The sequence below is a fragment of the Anaerosporobacter mobilis DSM 15930 genome, assembly GCF_900142955.1.
GTDB classification, from domain to species: Bacteria; Bacillota; Clostridia; order Lachnospirales; family Lachnospiraceae; genus Anaerosporobacter; species Anaerosporobacter mobilis.
The window spans coordinates 57,896-74,415 of record NZ_FRCP01000010.1; the positions used below are offsets into that span (position 1 = coordinate 57,896).

A 16,520-nucleotide genomic window follows, 5' to 3' on the forward strand; every position below is an offset into this window, starting at 1 on the left:
TGTAAATTTATGGTAATGACGAAAGGGGAAGTTGGTATATGATACAGCAACTTTATGACGATTATATCTTTATTTATGGAATGGCGGGTTTGTGCGTATTAGGAACATTGTTAAAAATTATGGTGAGTCGTACATATAAAAGATTGATTAAGGCATCGGATAATATGGGATCTACGAAGCACAAATTAATGAAATTGATGAAAATGAAGTTTGAAGCTTGCTACAAATTAAAAATAGGTGTTAATAATGTGGATAGTTTTGTGGATAAGTATGTATATAAACATAAAATATGTGGAATTCACTTATACACATGGGAGAATATCGGTGGACAACTTTTGATTCTATGCCTTTTAGCCGGCACAGTAGGTTCGGTTTTGGGACTCGTATACAATTGTGGAAAAAACGATATTTTAATAACATTCTTTTCGGGGGTGTTTACTAGCAGTTTGTTGATAGTTGTGGAGAGTTTTATTAATCTGGGTGCCAAGAAGAGTATTTTGAAAGCTAACATTACTGATTATCTAGAGAATTTCCTAAAAGTTCGACTGGAACAAGAAAATTTCACTCCTGAAGTATTAGAAGAATATAGACAAGAATATTTTAGCAGTGTAAAAAAAAGTGATGGCAAGAAAGATAAAAAGAAAGAAACTAAAAGTGTAGAAAGCTCATCTATCGTTGAGGATAAGTATACTAGGAATCGAAGAATTGTTGAAGAGTTAAAGGCTGAGGAACAAGCCTTGAAACTAGATAAAGAGAAAGAAAGAGAAAAAAAGCGCCAATTTGAAAAAGAGCAAAGGTCAAGTTCAGATCTGAAAAATCAATCCGTAGCAGGTGAGAGAGAGATAAGTAAAAAAGAACGTAATAAAGAGATGCTATTAAGAGAAAAAGAACTTAATGCAAAGCAAATAAAGGCACAACAAGTTAGGGAAATTCCTGCTGAAGAGAAACCTAACAAGGCTGTAGATGAAGTACAAAAAAATCTACAACCTATCCATACTGTAAAAGAGGATGAGGTTGAGAGTATGCGCTTCTTGATCAAGAACCTTGCAGATACTGCGGCTAGTCAAGAGGGAGCGCATGAGGCAGAAGAACAAATAATGCCAAAGGAAAAAGTAGATTCCAAAAAGGATAATCAACGCGTGTCTAGAACAGAAAGTGAAGAGAAGATTATTGAAGATATTCTAAAAGAGTTCTTAGCCTGAAACGTTTTCTATAGCTAAAATGCTAAACTTTGCGAAAAACTGTTTAAATTGTATATTGAATATATAAGATCCATTTGTTAAAATAGGTTTAACTATTGAGTACACTTGAGAAGTATTGTGGTTTCAATTTACAATCTAGTGCGCTAATTTTAACAAAGGAGTGTTATTACATGAAAACAAGAGTTTCATTTGATTACTCAGCAGCCAAGAAGTTTATCTCTAACGATGAGATAAATATGATGGAAACAATCGCTGAGGGTGCAAAAAAACAGTTACTTAGTAAATCTGGTGCAGGTAATGACTTTTTAGGTTGGATTGATCTTCCTGTTGATTATGACAAAGATGAGTTTGCTAGAATTCAAGCTGCAGCTAAAAAAATTCAAAGTGATTCTGAAGTTTTATTAGTTATCGGAATTGGTGGATCTTATCTTGGAGCTAGAGCAGCTATTGAATTCTTACGCCACAGTTTTTATAATTCAGTATCAAAAGAGATTAGAAAAACTCCAGAAATCTATTATGTAGGAAATAATATTAGTAGTACTTATATTAGCCACTTAATTGAAACAATCGGTGATAGAGATTTCTCTGTTAACATTATCAGTAAATCAGGAACAACTACAGAACCAGCAATTGCTTTCCGTGTATTCAAAAAACTATTAACTGAGAAGTACGGAAAAGAAGAGGCGGCAAAACGTATCTATGCTACTACAGATAAGGAAAAAGGAGCGTTAAAGAACCTTGCAACAGAAGAAGGTTATGAGAGCTTCGTAGTACCTGATGATGTTGGTGGTAGATTCTCTGTATTAACAGCTGTAGGCTTATTGCCAATCGCAGTTAGTGGTGCTGACATTACTAAGTTAATGGAAGGTGCTGCAAGCATGAGAGAACGTTGTCTTAACAACTCATATGAAGATAATGATGCCGTTTTATATGCAGCAGTTCGTAATATCTTACTAAGAAAAGGTAAGAGTATTGAAATCCTAGCTAACTATGAACCAGCGCTTCACTATGTAAATGAATGGTGGAAGCAATTATATGGTGAAAGTGAAGGTAAGGATCAAAAAGGTATCTTCCCTGCAGCAGTTGATTTAACAACAGATCTTCACTCTATGGGACAGTTTATCCAAGACGGACAAAGAACAATGTTTGAAACAGTAGTAAATCTTGAAAAATCAACTTGTGAAATCATCTTAGAGGAAGAAGCAGTTGACTTAGACGGATTAAATTACTTAGCTGGTAAATCAGTTGATTTTGTTAATAAGAGTGCAATGAAAGGTACTCTATTAGCTCATACTGATGGAGACGTTCCAAACCTTATCGTTAATTTACCAGAACAAACAGAATTCTATTTAGGTGAGTTATTCTATTTCTTCGAATTTGCTTGCGGTGTAAGTGGTTATATCTTAGGTGTTAATCCATTTGATCAACCGGGTGTTGAAAGCTACAAGAAAAACATGTTTGCTTTACTTGGTAAACCAGGATTTGAAGCACAAAGAGAAGAATTATTAAAGAGATTATAGTAAAATAGAGCAATCTATTATAATAAATAAAGGCTATCTGTTAAGTTAGTAAACTTAGTGGATAGCCTTTTTCGTTATTAAATCTTGAATTTTTACACGAAATAGATAGAATTATTCTTTGATAAAGGAATTGATTTTTTACATGCAACATGTAATAATGGCAATAGAGAGAGGGACACGTGTATCATGAAATATACGGAAGTTCTTGTGGAACATTTGAGGAAGGGTATACCAAGGAGGAAATAGTATGACTAAAGATCTGACTAGCGGGAGTCCAACGCGGTTAATATTAACGTATTCTGTACCATTGCTAATAGGTAACATATTTCAACAGTTATATAGTATGGCTGATACCATCATAGTAGGAAAATGTATTGGAGTAGAAGCTTTAGCGGCAGTAGGTGCCACTGGAGGCTTATCATTTTTAATTATTGGTTTTTTAATTGGCTTAACAAGTGGTTTTGCAGTCATTGCAGCACAAAAGTTTGGTGCAAAGGACATAGAAGGTTTACGTCAATCTGTGGGAACGTCAATTATTCTGTGTACGGTTACTACAATTGTTCTGACCGCACTGAGTTTATTAACAGCAGAACCATTATTAAGGCTTATGAATACGCCAGATGATATTATGGTTGATGCGCTAAAGTATATTAATGTTATATTCATAGGTACTGTTTGTACCGTATTTTACAATATGATTGCATGTATTCTACGTGCACTAGGAGATAGTAAAACACCACTATACTTCTTAATCGTGTCTTCAGTATTAAACATTGTATTAGATTTAGTCTTCATTCTTACCTTCCACATGGGCGTGGCGGGTGCTGCCTGGGCAACGGTAATATCGCAAGGCGTTGCAGGAGGATTATGTCTATTCTACACGCTGAAAAAGTACAGTATATTGAGATTAACGAAGAAAGATTTTACATATAATTCAGCTTTGGCTTGGAAACACTGGCAATTAGGATTACCAATGGCACTTCAATTCTCAGTTACTGCAATTGGTGTTCTTGTATTACAAGGTGCATTGAACTTATTTGGTTCCACTAAGATTGCAGCGTATACAGCGGCGTGTAAGGTGGAACAACTTGTAACGCAACCAGCAGGTACATTTGGCGTAACAATGGCAAATTATGCAGGGCAAAACTTAGGAGCAGGTAGAATTGACAGAGTAAAAGAAGGTGTGAAGAAATGCTCTATGTTGACAGTTATGTTTGCAGTTGCAGCAAGTGCTATTCTATTGCTCTTTGGAAAACCGTTAACAGGTTTGTTTGTAGATGGAAAAGAGGCTGAAGTATTCGCGAGTGCACAGGTTTATCTGACCGTCATTGCAGTATTCTTGCCTATACTTAATATGTTGTTTGTATATCGTAATGCATTGCAGGGGGTAGGGCATAGTTTTATGCCATTCATGGCAGGTGTGTTTGAATTGGTTGCAAGAACTGTGTGTGCATTTACACTACCAGCAGTGATCGGATTTGCGGGCATTTGTCTAGCAGGTCCAATTGCATGGATTGCGGCAACAATACCATTAGCACTTGCTTATCATAGTGTTATTAAGAAGTTGGAATAGGTCAAGTGCTGACGTGTTCAGATAGTTTTCCTTATGAATATAGCAACTATCTACCCTAAGTGAAGTTTTTATGTGAGAAGTTTGAGTTAGGTTATTAGTAGTTAGCGATTATTTATCAATAAGCGGTTTCATTAAAATTAGATTTGACAAATATTAAAAAGAGGAATACAATATGAAATTGAAATCGAATTTCATATTGTATTTTTTATTTATTGCAAAGATAGGAGGCCCTATATGGCTACTTCGAATGAATATAAAACAAAACAGAAAGAAGTTATTCAGAATTACCTCGAGAATCATGGAGAGAATCATGTTACGATTGATGAGGTCTTAAACCATCTACGCGATAATCAGATTTCAGTAGGAAGAACCACGATTTATAGATATATGGAAAAGTTGACTGAGGCAGGTACTTTAAGGAAATACTTTTTAGAAGAAGGGATGGGAGCTTGCTATCAGTATATAGGTGAAAATAAGGAATGTAATTCACATTTTCATCTTAAATGTATTAAGTGTGGTGTCCTATTGCATGTAAAATGTGATTATCTATCAGGAGCCGATAAGCACATATTATCGGAACATGGTTTTGAGATTGATAATACAAAAACTGTCTTGTATGGTTGGTGTAAGGCATGCAAATCGAATAAAGAAGGCTAATATCTGTCTTAGAGAAAAATAATTTAGAGAAAGGTAAAGGTAATGATGAAACGGTATAGGAAATTACAAGTTATAATATGTGTAGCGTGTATTGTAAGCCTTCTATTAATAGGCTGTTCCAAAGTGGAAACAACAGATAGTAAAGTAGCAGGCGATAATACATCTAAAATAAAAGTAGTAACAACATTATTCCCGCAATATGATTTTGCAAATCAAGTGGGAAAGGATGCAGTAGAGGTTAAGATGCTATTAAAACCAGGTGTTGAGAGTCACACGTATGAGCCAGCACCAAGTGATATAATTGAAATCAATAAAGCAGACATATTCTTATATACTGGTGATGAGATGGAACCTTGGGTATCTAAGATTCTAGATAGTTTGGATAGTGATGTTATGATTATTGATCTATCAAAGAATATTACTCTTGATAAGGTAGGAGATCATGATCATGAACACGAGGATGAAGAAAGTGATGGAGACCACCTTCATGAAGATGAGAGTGAAGAAGCAGAACATGAAGAAGACCATGTGCATTCGTATGATCCTCACATCTGGACAAATCCATTGAATGCTAAGATTATGGTGGAGGATATTAAGACAGCGTTAAGTGAAGTAGATAAAGCAAATAAAATGACTTATGAAAACAATGCAAAAGACTATCTTGCTAGTCTTGATCAGTTAGACCAGGATATAAGAGAAGTAGTAAAACAAGCTAAGAGAGATGAGGTTGTGTTTGGTGGAAGATTTGCGTTCCATTACTTCTTTGAAGAATATGGGCTTGATTATGTATCTGCTTATGATTCTTGTTCTTCAGAAACGGAACCAAGTGCTAAGGTGATCGCAACAATCATTGATAAAGTAAAAGAAGATCAAATACCTGTTATCTTCTATGAAGAATTTGCTAATCCAAAAGTAGCGGAGTCAATTGCTAATGCAACTGGGGCTAAGACATTATTATTGCATTCTTGTCATAATGTATCTACAGATGATTATAAGAATGGTGCAACGTATCTTAGTTTAATGTATCAGAATCTTGAGAACCTTAAGGAGGCGCTTAATTAATATGAGTATTGTCACATGCAAAGATATCAGTATTGAATATGACGGAAAAGTTGCCGTTGATCAAGTTAGTTTTACAATTGAACAAGGAGACTATCTTTGTATAGTAGGCGAGAACGGTTCTGGTAAAAGTACGTTAGTAAAGGCTCTCATGGGTTTGTTAAAACTAAAGTCTGGCGAGATAGAGATAAACAAAGAACTCACGTTAGGAGGAATTGGATACCTTCCTCAGCAAGCAGATTCGCAAAAGGATTTCCCAGCATCGGTGTATGAGATTGTGTTATCTGGTTGCATTAAGAGCAAAGGATTAAGACCATTTTATAATGTTAAAGAGAAACAGCGGGTAAAAGATAATTTAGAACGACTTAATATCTTTGATTTAAGACATAAGAGTTACAGGGAGCTATCTGGAGGGCAACAGCAAAGAGTATTATTAGCAAGGGCTCTTTGTGCGACCGATTCCTTACTTGTATTAGATGAGCCAGTTACAGGGTTAGATCCTGTAGTTACGGCTGAACTTTATGATATTATTGAAGAATTAAATCGAAGAGAACATGTAACTATTATTATGGTCTCTCATGATGTACGTATGGCAACAAAAGGTGCGAATAAGATATTGCAGATGGGACGAAAGGTACTATTCTTTGGAAAAACCAAAGAATACATAAATACATCCTATGCAAAAGCATTGTTAGGAGGGGGACATTGATGATACAGACATTACAAGAGATGCTATCGTATCCATTCATATCACGAGCAGTAATTGTTGGGATATTAGTATCATTATGTGCTGCATTATTAGGTGTAAGTTTAGTGCTTAAGCGCTTTTCTATGATTGGTGATGGTTTATCTCATGTTTCCTTTGGCGCATTGGCAATTGCTATGGCAATGAATATTGCACCATTGAAACTTAGTATTCCTGTGGTTGTTATTGCTGCATTCTTCCTGCTACGACTTAGTAATAATAGTAAAATTAAAGGAGATGCTTTAATTGCATTGATATCGAGTAGTTCATTAGCGATTGGCGTTATTGTAATATCAAGAACCACTGGTATGAATGCAGATGTAGATAGCTATATGTTCGGTAGCATATTAGCCATGAATGACGATGATGTAAATCTTAGCATCATACTATCTATAACAGTACTTATACTTTTTGTGCTATTCTATCATCAACTATTCAGTGTTACCTTTGACGAGAATTTTTCAAAGGCAGCAGGAATTAATGTTTCCTTGTACAATATGCTAATAGCATTCTTAACAGCCATTACAATTGTATTAGGAATGCGTATGATGGGAGCCATGTTAATATCTAGTTTGATTATATTCCCGGCCCTAAGTTCAATGAGGATCTTTAAGAGCTTTCGATTGGTAGTAGTTAGCTCAGCGGTTATATCAGTAATATGTTTTATAATTGGTATGATCGTATCCTATCAATATTCAATACCAGTTGGGGCAAGTGTGGTTGTTGTAAATCTGAGCGTATTGATATTATGTAGTTTAGTAGGAAAGCATTAAGAATAATGAATATAAATAAACAAGAGCTGTCACGTGGTGACAGCTCTTGTTTATTACTTACTAGTATTAGTCTTCTTCTATTACATGAATTTCTAAATAATCAAAATCAATCTGATCGATAAAATTATCTTTAGTGAATCTTGTTTTATCATGACGTTTAAAGTCTGTTATATTAGAATCTAACCATATTGGCTTGGATAGATCAAAGGAATAACATATAGTATCGATCGCATCATATATCTTTTTAGTACGATTAAGGGTTAAATCGTCATTCTCAACCGTAATATCAGTTACCATTCTATTGTTTTTAAATATCTTTCCCCATAAGCGGAACATAGTAAATCTCCTTTCATACAACTCCTCACTGATTTATGGTAAAATTAAATTACACCACATAATTTAATACCCACAGACAGAAAGAAGTACTGGAAGACATCGCAAATACCCTCTACAAGCCTGTATCTGGGTGTTGTTTATCCAGCGTATTTTTTTGAACTACTTTTAATTCTGTTTCTTAAGTTTTGCATGGAACTTCGTGATTTCTGCTTCTTTACTAAAGTTCCTGATGCATCTAAATTTACTCAATTCAAACAGGACTTCTTGTTATACTTACAATCCATGTTTGATAAACTTGTCGATGTTACCGAGTCAATATGCCAATGAATTGATTCTAATTTAGCATCTATGACCATTTTTTAAGAAACATCCGTTAGTAAAGCCTATGACTTTATAGGGGATTCTGATTTTAATACAATTGAAATCTACAAAGCACTTTTTACTGAATCTCTTGGTTTTAACAAAGCATACATTTCATTTAATAAGCGATCTGCTTTAAAATATGAGGATTATACATTTAATGAAGATGGCATTCCCACAGGACCTTCACTTTCAATGAAGCCAGAGAGTAATACAGGAAATCTTCGTTGTGATAACAAAGTCTTTAAGTGTGTATGCCCTAAGATGAGCTGGGACAGTTATAATGATGATAAATATCATAGCATTTCCCATTGTGAAAATCCATGTACTGTTTAGCAATTTTCTATTTATTCAATAATATAGGAACTTGCTTAGATTATCAAGTATTTCCTGTATTGAATTTTATAAACTAAAAACATAAAAGTCTAAAAATTATTTAATCTCATGTATTTTATTAAAAAAATGTAAGAACGGTACACAATATAGATATCAAAATACAGAAAAGTCTATGAAAACTCATTAATTTAATATTAAGTAAATTATATAAATTTTTCAAGATATTTTAGCATACTACTAATGTACCGTTCAAAAAATTCGAACTATGACATAAGACTTATAGTTTTTTACATTGTGACTTTATAATAAGAGATAAATATACAATGAAGGTAAGTAGGAATAGAAATAGTTGTATTACGACTCGGTCTAGATTGATATAGAGCTAAGATCGTGTAATTGTGGAAATATAGTCTAAGTTTAAGTAATTATTACCATTATTTATTAGTCAATGATAACGAAAAAACTATCGTAATATTTATTTAGGCTTACTTTTATCTATATACTCTTAAACAATATCGCGTATAAGAAAAATTAGGATTTCTAACTTATATTATTAGAATAAAAAGATACTGACATACTGTAAGAAAATAGAAAATAAAATAGGAAATATATGATTTATGGTGAAAATTAAATATATAAAATATTAATTACATGTTAAACCCACATTATTCATCGTGACATGAAAACGAAGTTTACTACCACGAATTATCCTGATGAATCTAAGTACCTTTGAAAAGGCTACTTTTCTGCTAAAAAAGAGCAGACTTCACCTGTCATGTTTAAATAAGGCTTTCAGATTATCAAGGTGCTACATTTGTTATTCCAACTTTACAGTGAGATTTTTAATGTTCCTTAAAGTTTCCATATATTCTTGCTGATAAAGACAGCTACTGCAGAGTTTGAAAGTAATATATCTTGCTGAATGGATAATTCTTGCGGCTATCTTTATCAACTTTAAACGAATGGTATCTATCCGCAGCGTTCTCATTTTTGCGGGCAAAACCAGTCGGCGGAACCAATTGAATAGGTTGTATGCCAAAACAGATATCTGAAGTTTATTGAAATTCGTTATCATACTATGACTGCTCATTGCATCCATATGGAACCCAGACTTTGATTCTTTGATGAAGTTCTCCATGGTTCCACGATTGCAGTAGAAGTGAATAACATCCTCCGGATTACTTTCCATGTTTGTTACTATGAAAGTATATAAATGAGTCAACTGCCCATAAGGTTTTTCAGCCTTAACTGCCACTCTTCTTGGATAAAGCCAGCTGTCTGCTTTGTAGAAGAATTCACCATAGACCACTGCATAATCAACCTGATTATCTTTTGTTAATTCACAAAGTTCAGTGAAATAATCAGCAGCGGCATCCTTAAGAGGTTTGCTTTCTTTCAAACGGATTGCATAGGTAACACCATTGGATTCCAGTTTTTCGTAAAGCATGACATCCGCAAACCCGCTGTCACCACGAAGATAGATATCGGTGGTTGGATAATCCTCTTGAAATTCAAGGAGTAGAGGATATAAAAAATCTTTTGCATTTTTGGAAGTATAAACATTTCCTGGACGGAGTTCTGCTTTCAAAAGATCTCCAGTTAGGCCATCATAAGCTAAAAGAGGATGGTATCCGTAGTCGCTGTAATGCTGATTGTAATCATTTCCTTCCTGGCTACCATAAGTAGCAAATAGTGTGGAGTCAATATCTATTAAGATCTGCTCTGGTCTCTTGATCGAATAAATGCGTTTACGAAGTATCTGCTGAATCTGTTCAAACTGCATAAGGCAGATGTCATCGCAGCGATTGATAAAGCGTGACATGGTGGGCTGTGAAGCCAGATCTTTTTTACCGAGAATTGCATTAAATACAGGATCATGTGTTAGTTCATCAGCGTCATCATCCTGAAAATAAGCAGCTACTGTTTGGTAAATCTTCTGCATCAGATTTTCAGAATCGGTATGATAACGAAAAGAGGCTGAATCATTTGTTTTAAACTTTGACTGAATTAACTTATCAAAACCGATTTTACGGGCGAATTCATTAACCGGAATCATCCCGGCATCGGAGGATAAATCACCTCCGTTGAAATTTATTTTAATCTTATTATTGCTTTCCAAATGAAGTTCATCTAAAATATGCATAAGGGCTTCTCCTTTGTGTTTTTGTTATTGTGGTGATTTCATTATACAAAAGATGAGGCTCTTTTTCTATTCAGTTCGTTCACTTTTTAAGTGAAAAGTAATAACAGCTAAAACCAGTAATTATACGGTGCACAGCACCGTTAGCTACAACTAGATGAATAATCTAGGTTAAAGAACTATATAATTAAAATAGATAAAAAAATCGTAAGAATATATTAATAAATCAACAGGAATATTATGATATTATATGGATTAATCTGTAATTTTTAAGTACATATTTATTTTTACGCTTCATCTTATGAAAAAGGAAAAAGGAGGTGAATTATCTTTAAGAGTACATTTGCAAAATTACAAAAAAACTATAATTAGGAGGGAATCATATTATGAATAATATGGTAAAAAGAGAAGATGGTAAGTATCCAATGAATATGAAACATTTCCATAAAGCTATTACGGCAACAACGTCAGCAACTACGCATGCATTTTATGCATACTAATGAGAAGATATGGACGAATTAGTTAATTCCTACATAATTTATTTATGTAAAAACTACTATATGAGAAATAGAGATGTATTTACTAATAGTCACTATAAAAAAAACAATTGGGAAGTTTGTGATAGTATTATATTTGAGGAAGAGTTAATTAATATATTGATTAATTCACTTATCAGTCATGAAGGTGATATATCACAGGTATTACAAAGCAGAATAGTAAACTATGTAACAAATGTTATACATAATGAAAAAGTGAATAATCATCGACGATCACTACTTGTTAAAGAAATGATGAGTAACAATACTTACCCAGAAAAAACGAATACACTATCTAAATATTCTTTAGCGGATTCGATATTAGTTGAATTAGATAATAGAATAGAAAATACATGTCGTTGTAATTTTTTGGGAGTATTAATTTATAATGATCATGCTGAAAATCTTAGGGAGGCAGTTGAGGTTGAAGATTTAAGTTTTGTTTTTAAGAATGTAAAACAAGTAAGCATAATTGGAAACCTGGATTTTGCTACTGATAATGTATTTACCGTTTTAGACGTGAACCATAAAGTGAATGATAATTATAGAGAGTTTCGAATATTATGTATATCAAACTTTAAGCACCTTATATTTTCAATAGAGTATAAGAATGTAGAAATTGAAACTTATAGATATGAAGGTAATAACCCTATTTTAATGCAAAGGTGCGCTAATAAAATTAGACCTAATAGTTTAGAATGTAAATAATAGGAAAAACACAATCTATTAAATTAGTCCAATTATTTCAAGAAAGAAGTTAAAAACTTTTCCAACTGTAGTTATGGTTGGAAAAGTTTTTAACTCTTTTTTGTATACAAGCCTTACTATAATGATAAAATACGTTACTCATAGTAGCTGTAAGCTATCCTTGACTTGGCAAATGGATTCGAAAAGTTGCGCCTCCATTTGGTGTGTCTAGTACTTGTAGTGTTCCACCATGCTTTAAGATTAATTCTTTGGCGATACTAAGTCCAAGACCATAGTGTTTTTTATCTGTTCTGGAGGAATCTGCTTGATAAAATCGGTCGAAGACATGATTTTTTTGCTCATCAGGAATGCCAGGTCCATAATCAACAACTTCAATAACGAGATTAAGGTTACGTTTATGGGAATTATAAGCACGTAATAAGATGCCCTTGTTTTTATCCGTGTAGCGAAGTGCATTATCCATTAATATAGTCAGAACTTGTTTGATGCGGTCACAGTCTCCAATTACGAGGGGGAGAACATCATCACAAAGCTTAAGTTCAATCGGTATCTTCTGTTCATTATACAAGGAGCAAAAAGTATCATAAACCTCAATTAATAGGATCTCCACGTCAACAGAATCTATGGAGAGAGGCCAAGTTTTAGCATCGGATGCGGCTAACAGTAGTAAATCGTTAATTAGGTTAACCATTCGATCACTTTCACTCTCAATGTGAGGGAATATGGAGTCGGACTTCTCTGGGTTTTTACGTATGGTAGAAATTCCTGTGCGGATTACAGTAAGAGGAGAACGTAATTCATGGGATGCAGCAGCAATAAACTCAACTTGTTTTTGTTGGCCTTCCTCTACAGGCTTGACCACTTTATTGATAAAGAAAAAGCTGAATAAAAAGAGTAAGAAAGAACCACCTAGGGTTAATAAACCATAGCGAAGGACTAGGTACGAGGTATTAAGGCCAGGTTGATCTAGTATCTTAATAATATAAATTAAACGTGCATTATCATTAGATACAAAGGAAGTAACGCATCCTAGATAGGATTCATCAAAACTACCACCAAGTTTATAGATATCACTTGTATAGTTACGGTTTGAAAAAACAGTACTATCAAGTATCATACCTTCAGAAGCAATTTCACCTTCGAGGGTCTCGTACAATTCAGATTGATCTGTCTTAGTATGGATCTGAAAGTAAGCAGGAATAACAACTCCATTGTCCTCAATGCGGACAAGGAGGTTATTAGATTCTTGAAACTGAATAAGCCATTTGGTTTTGATAGTACTCGTATTGGTTAATTGGTCCACAATCTGAGTCACATTGTTCTGAAACAGATTACGTTGGTATTGTTTTTCTTGAAGAGTATTTATAATGAATACTACAATCATTACAGCCGCTAATATAGCAGTTGTGCTTAAGCCATAAAAGACAATAAGGCGATTCTTTAATTCCTTTAGCATTCATTTTCCTCCAAACGATAGCCTACACCTCGAACGGTTTTCAATGTAACTTGACTATGGATACTCTTAAGGCGTTTTCGTAGGAAGTGAATAAAGTTATCTAAGTTTCCATCTGTAACAAAAGAGTCCGCTCCCCAAACACGCATAAGTAGTAATTCTCTTTCTAAAGTTGTACTCCTGTTGCGGATAAAGAATGCTAATAAATCTGATTCTCTCTTGGATAGGTTACAACTTTCGCCGTTATGTTCTATACATAAATTAGTTGTATCTAGTGTAATGTCACCAAAGGCAAGGAGATTGGTGTTCTCTAATTTTGTTACTCTTCTAGCTAATGCGCGAATTCTTGCGAACAATTCTTCCATCTCGAAAGGTTTAGTAAGATAGTCGTCTGCACCCTGATCAAGCCCTTCGATACGGTTATGTAGAGTGTTCATGGCTGTTAACATAATGACGGGGGTGGAATTAGATTTGGAACGAATTTCACGTAGTATGCTAATGCCATCTTTTCCAGGAAGCATTCGATCCAGAATAATAACATCATAGGCATTGGAATTAATATAGAAGTCTGCATCTTCACCATCATAGCAGAAATCTACTAGAAACTGATTCTTTATCATTTCAATTTGTAAAATATTGCATAACTCTTTATCATCTTCAATCATTAACACTCTCATATTAATAAACATGCTCCTTTCATAAGGCTTGGTACTCTGCGTAATTTCATTATTTATAAAACTATGTTACCATATATGTATATAAATGAATAGTTATTAAAACCTTAAGGTTATTTAGAGAAAAGAATACTATGATGGAATCAGAAAGATGAAAATCATTCACTAATAAGAAACAAAATCGTAAGACTATGAAAGGAGTAGGGGAATTAATGAGTAAGTTAAAAAAGAAATTAGGTGCGATTATAATGGTATCTATACTTACTACCACAATCTTAGCAGGGTGTGGAAAGGATAGTAAGGAAGTCGGTAATGTTAAGGGGAGGTATGTAGAAACAACCGTTGAAATTCCTGAAGAACTAGAGAGTGGCAGTGCAATTAAGATGGAACAGTCAGAAGATGGATTACCAATTATATATGCATCGGAAGAAGAGAATAATAAAGTAAATATTAATATATATAAGATGCAAGAAAACGGTAAATGGACTAAGGATTCACCTGAGTGGTTACAAGATATTTCACTACAAGATGAAGAAAAGTTTACAGACCCCATTATTACAGTTAATGATATATTTAGTGACAAACAGGGAAGGCAATACATTTATTATAATCAATATGATAGTTCTATAGGAATGGCATATCTGTGTATGACTACAGATGGAAAAGAGAGAACCTACCTAACCTTTGAGGGTTGGAATGAAGCAGAAGAAAGTAATAGTGTAACATATTATAATTTGCCAGGAGATGTGAAAGTGCTTAACAATGGGGACATCATGGCTCAGTTCAATTCGGAGATAATTGTTTATGATAATCAAACTAAAGAGGAAAAAGCCTCGTTTCCAGTAGATTCTAATGAGATGAGTTCCGCAACAATCACAGATAAGAATGTTTTTATGGTACAAAGAAATTATGAGACAGGGTATATAACAGGTGTTGCCAGTATAGATACAGAGGATTATTCCAAGCCTGTACAAACGTATACATACGAAGGACGTACAGAGAGCTATGAGCCAAAACTGAGTACGAATGAAGATGGAGATATTATTTTGTTAGATACAGAGGGGATCCACGTATTAACAGTTGGGACATCGCTTTGGAATACGGTTGTAATTGGTGAATTAAATACTATGTACATGCCTTCCGCTGGATTAATTGATATGTATCAGGATCATGAAGAGAACTATTATGTATTATACAGATTAGATGGTTCTGGGTATTATCTAGCGAAGTATCAGTATGATAAAGATACTATGTCTGTACCAAACAAGAATATTACCGTATATACATTAAAAGATGACATGGTGTTAAGAGAAGCTGCGGTAGCGTTCAATAAGGAACATCCGGAGGTAATGGTAACGATAGAAGTAGCAATGGACCGTAACTCTTCTACGACTGCTGAAGATTATATTAAGGCATTAAACACGCAACTACTTGCAGGTTCCGGACCAGATATCCTTGTGACAGATGGGCTTCCAGTTGATTCTTATATTGGTAAATCAGTGTTGTTAGATCTAAAAGATATTATACAACCAATGGTTGATTCAGGGGAACTTCTATCAACAGTTATGGATTCTTATGATACTAGCGGACATATATTTACTGTTCCAACTAGAATCTCGCCATATATTATAGTTGGTAGATCAGATACCGTTAACATGGCCAAGACCTTTGATGGGTTAGTGGAGGCGTCAAAACAAACCTGGAAGAGACCTTTGATAGGAGAAATTACACCACAAGATTTAATATCTAGTTTCTTGCCAACAGAGTTAAGTACTATAATTTCAAAAGAAAATGGAAAGAAGGTAATTGATTACGATAAGTTATTAGAATTTTTGACAAAAGCTCAGAACCTATACAATAACATTGATGGTGTAACAGAGTATTCCAATGGTGGTATGAATAATGTATTTAGCCTTCCATATAGTATGCAAGCCACGTTAACGAACATAGGGGGATTATACAATTCGACTTTTGAGGTTGCTATTAAGAACTTCATTAAAAATGGTTCTATAGAATCGTATGATAATGCTTATAAGGGCGTTATTGAAGTTGGAATTAATGTGAGTACTAAATACCCTGATATAGCAAAAGAGTTCATTAAGTCATTATTATCAGAAGAGATGCAAACAAAAGATTATAGTGAGGGTGTTCCGGTTAATAACAAAGCTATTGATCAGTTCATTGATTTGGAGCGTGATATAGCCGCCTATACAGGAATTCAGAATGAAGATGGAGAGTCTGTAATGTTCGAAATTCCTTGGTTCAGTAAAGATGATAGAGAACTATTGGCGCAGATTTGTAGAAGTGTTGATAACCGTGTGAGTATAGATGAGAGGGTTATAGAGGTAATAAAAGAGCAATTCAGTGAGTCTATAGTAAATGGAACATCAATGGAAGAGTGTGCGGACAAAATCGGTAATGAGTTAAACTTATATCTATCTGAGTAGA

13 protein-coding genes and 1 pseudogene are annotated in these 16,520 nt (G+C 34.1%); 10 read left to right on the top strand and 4 right to left on the bottom strand.

Annotated features, from left to right (window positions below; translation table 11 throughout):
• The first annotated feature begins 38 nt into the window (after window positions 1–38).
• From BUB90_RS09830 to BUB90_RS09860, 7 genes are all read left to right on the top strand, one after another.
• Window positions 39–1,202 carry a hypothetical protein gene (locus tag BUB90_RS09830; RefSeq protein WP_073286903.1) on the top strand — a complete coding sequence of 388 codons (1,164 nt, stop codon included), beginning with the start codon at window positions 39–41 and terminating at the stop codon, window positions 1,200–1,202.
• Window positions 1,203–1,372: 170 nt separating this feature from the next.
• Window positions 1,373–2,722 carry a glucose-6-phosphate isomerase gene (locus BUB90_RS09835; RefSeq protein WP_073286906.1) on the top strand — a complete coding sequence of 450 codons (1,350 nt, stop codon included), beginning with the start codon at window positions 1,373–1,375 and terminating at the stop codon, window positions 2,720–2,722.
• A gap of 247 nt (window positions 2,723–2,969) precedes the next feature.
• Complete coding sequence (locus tag BUB90_RS09840) at window positions 2,970–4,295, top strand: MATE family efflux transporter (protein ID WP_073286908.1); 1,326 nt, start codon at window positions 2,970–2,972, stop codon at window positions 4,293–4,295.
• 234 nt (window positions 4,296–4,529) lie between these two features.
• Window positions 4,530–4,952 carry a Fur family transcriptional regulator gene (locus BUB90_RS09845; protein ID WP_073286912.1) on the top strand — a complete coding sequence of 141 codons (423 nt, stop codon included), beginning with the start codon at window positions 4,530–4,532 and terminating at the stop codon, window positions 4,950–4,952.
• 123 nt (window positions 4,953–5,075) lie between these two features.
• The gene (locus BUB90_RS09850; RefSeq protein WP_207650240.1) at window positions 5,076–6,014 is read left to right on the top strand and encodes a metal ABC transporter substrate-binding protein; all 939 of its coding nucleotides are present in this window, start codon (window positions 5,076–5,078) and stop codon (window positions 6,012–6,014) included.
• A 1-nt stretch (window position 6,015) separates the two neighbouring features.
• On the top strand, window positions 6,016–6,720 hold the full coding sequence (locus BUB90_RS09855; RefSeq protein WP_073286918.1) for a metal ABC transporter ATP-binding protein: 705 nt from the start codon (window positions 6,016–6,018) through the stop codon (window positions 6,718–6,720).
• Window positions 6,720–7,529 carry a metal ABC transporter permease gene (locus tag BUB90_RS09860; RefSeq protein ID WP_073286921.1) on the top strand — a complete coding sequence of 270 codons (810 nt, stop codon included), beginning with the start codon at window positions 6,720–6,722 and terminating at the stop codon, window positions 7,527–7,529. The genes BUB90_RS09855 and BUB90_RS09860 overlap by 1 nt, the downstream gene beginning before the upstream one ends.
• Window positions 7,530–7,595: 66 nt before the next feature.
• Here BUB90_RS09860 and BUB90_RS09865 read toward each other — a convergent pair whose 3' ends face one another.
• Window positions 7,596–7,865 (bottom strand): hypothetical protein, encoded by a 270-nt coding sequence (locus BUB90_RS09865; RefSeq protein WP_073286924.1) that lies wholly within the window; start codon window positions 7,863–7,865, stop codon window positions 7,596–7,598.
• Window positions 7,866–7,950: 85 nt separating this feature from the next.
• On the opposite strand from BUB90_RS09865, the pseudogene BUB90_RS24400 reads away from it, so the two are divergent.
• Window positions 7,951–8,189: pseudogene (locus BUB90_RS24400) on the top strand (ISNCY family transposase); the annotation flags it as partial.
• Between the two features lie 1,189 nt (window positions 8,190–9,378).
• Here the strand turns inward: BUB90_RS24400 and BUB90_RS09870 are convergent.
• On the bottom strand, window positions 9,379–10,704 hold the full coding sequence (locus tag BUB90_RS09870) for an IS1380 family transposase (RefSeq protein ID WP_073286927.1): 1,326 nt from the start codon (window positions 10,702–10,704) through the stop codon (window positions 9,379–9,381).
• 506 nt (window positions 10,705–11,210) lie between these two features.
• On the opposite strand from BUB90_RS09870, the gene BUB90_RS09875 reads away from it, so the two are divergent.
• The gene (locus tag BUB90_RS09875; RefSeq protein ID WP_073286930.1) at window positions 11,211–11,945 is read left to right on the top strand and encodes a hypothetical protein; all 735 of its coding nucleotides are present in this window, start codon (window positions 11,211–11,213) and stop codon (window positions 11,943–11,945) included.
• Between the two features lie 154 nt (window positions 11,946–12,099).
• Here BUB90_RS09875 and BUB90_RS09880 read toward each other — a convergent pair whose 3' ends face one another.
• Together BUB90_RS09880 and BUB90_RS09885 are read right to left on the bottom strand one after the other, a co-directional pair.
• Window positions 12,100–13,401: a sensor histidine kinase gene (locus tag BUB90_RS09880; protein WP_073286933.1), complete on the bottom strand. Its 1,302-nt coding sequence runs from the start codon at window positions 13,399–13,401 to the stop codon at window positions 12,100–12,102.
• Window positions 13,395–14,075, bottom strand: coding sequence for a response regulator transcription factor (locus BUB90_RS09885; RefSeq protein ID WP_073286936.1), 681 nt, complete (start codon window positions 14,073–14,075; stop codon window positions 13,395–13,397). The genes BUB90_RS09880 and BUB90_RS09885 overlap by 7 nt, the downstream gene beginning before the upstream one ends.
• Window positions 14,076–14,284: 209 nt before the next feature.
• Here BUB90_RS09885 and BUB90_RS09890 point away from each other — a divergent pair, with 209 nt between their 5' ends.
• Entirely contained in the window at window positions 14,285–16,519 is a 2,235-nt protein-coding gene (locus BUB90_RS09890; protein WP_073286939.1) for an ABC transporter substrate-binding protein, read from the top strand.
• The last annotated feature ends 1 nt before the right edge of the window (window position 16,520 follow it).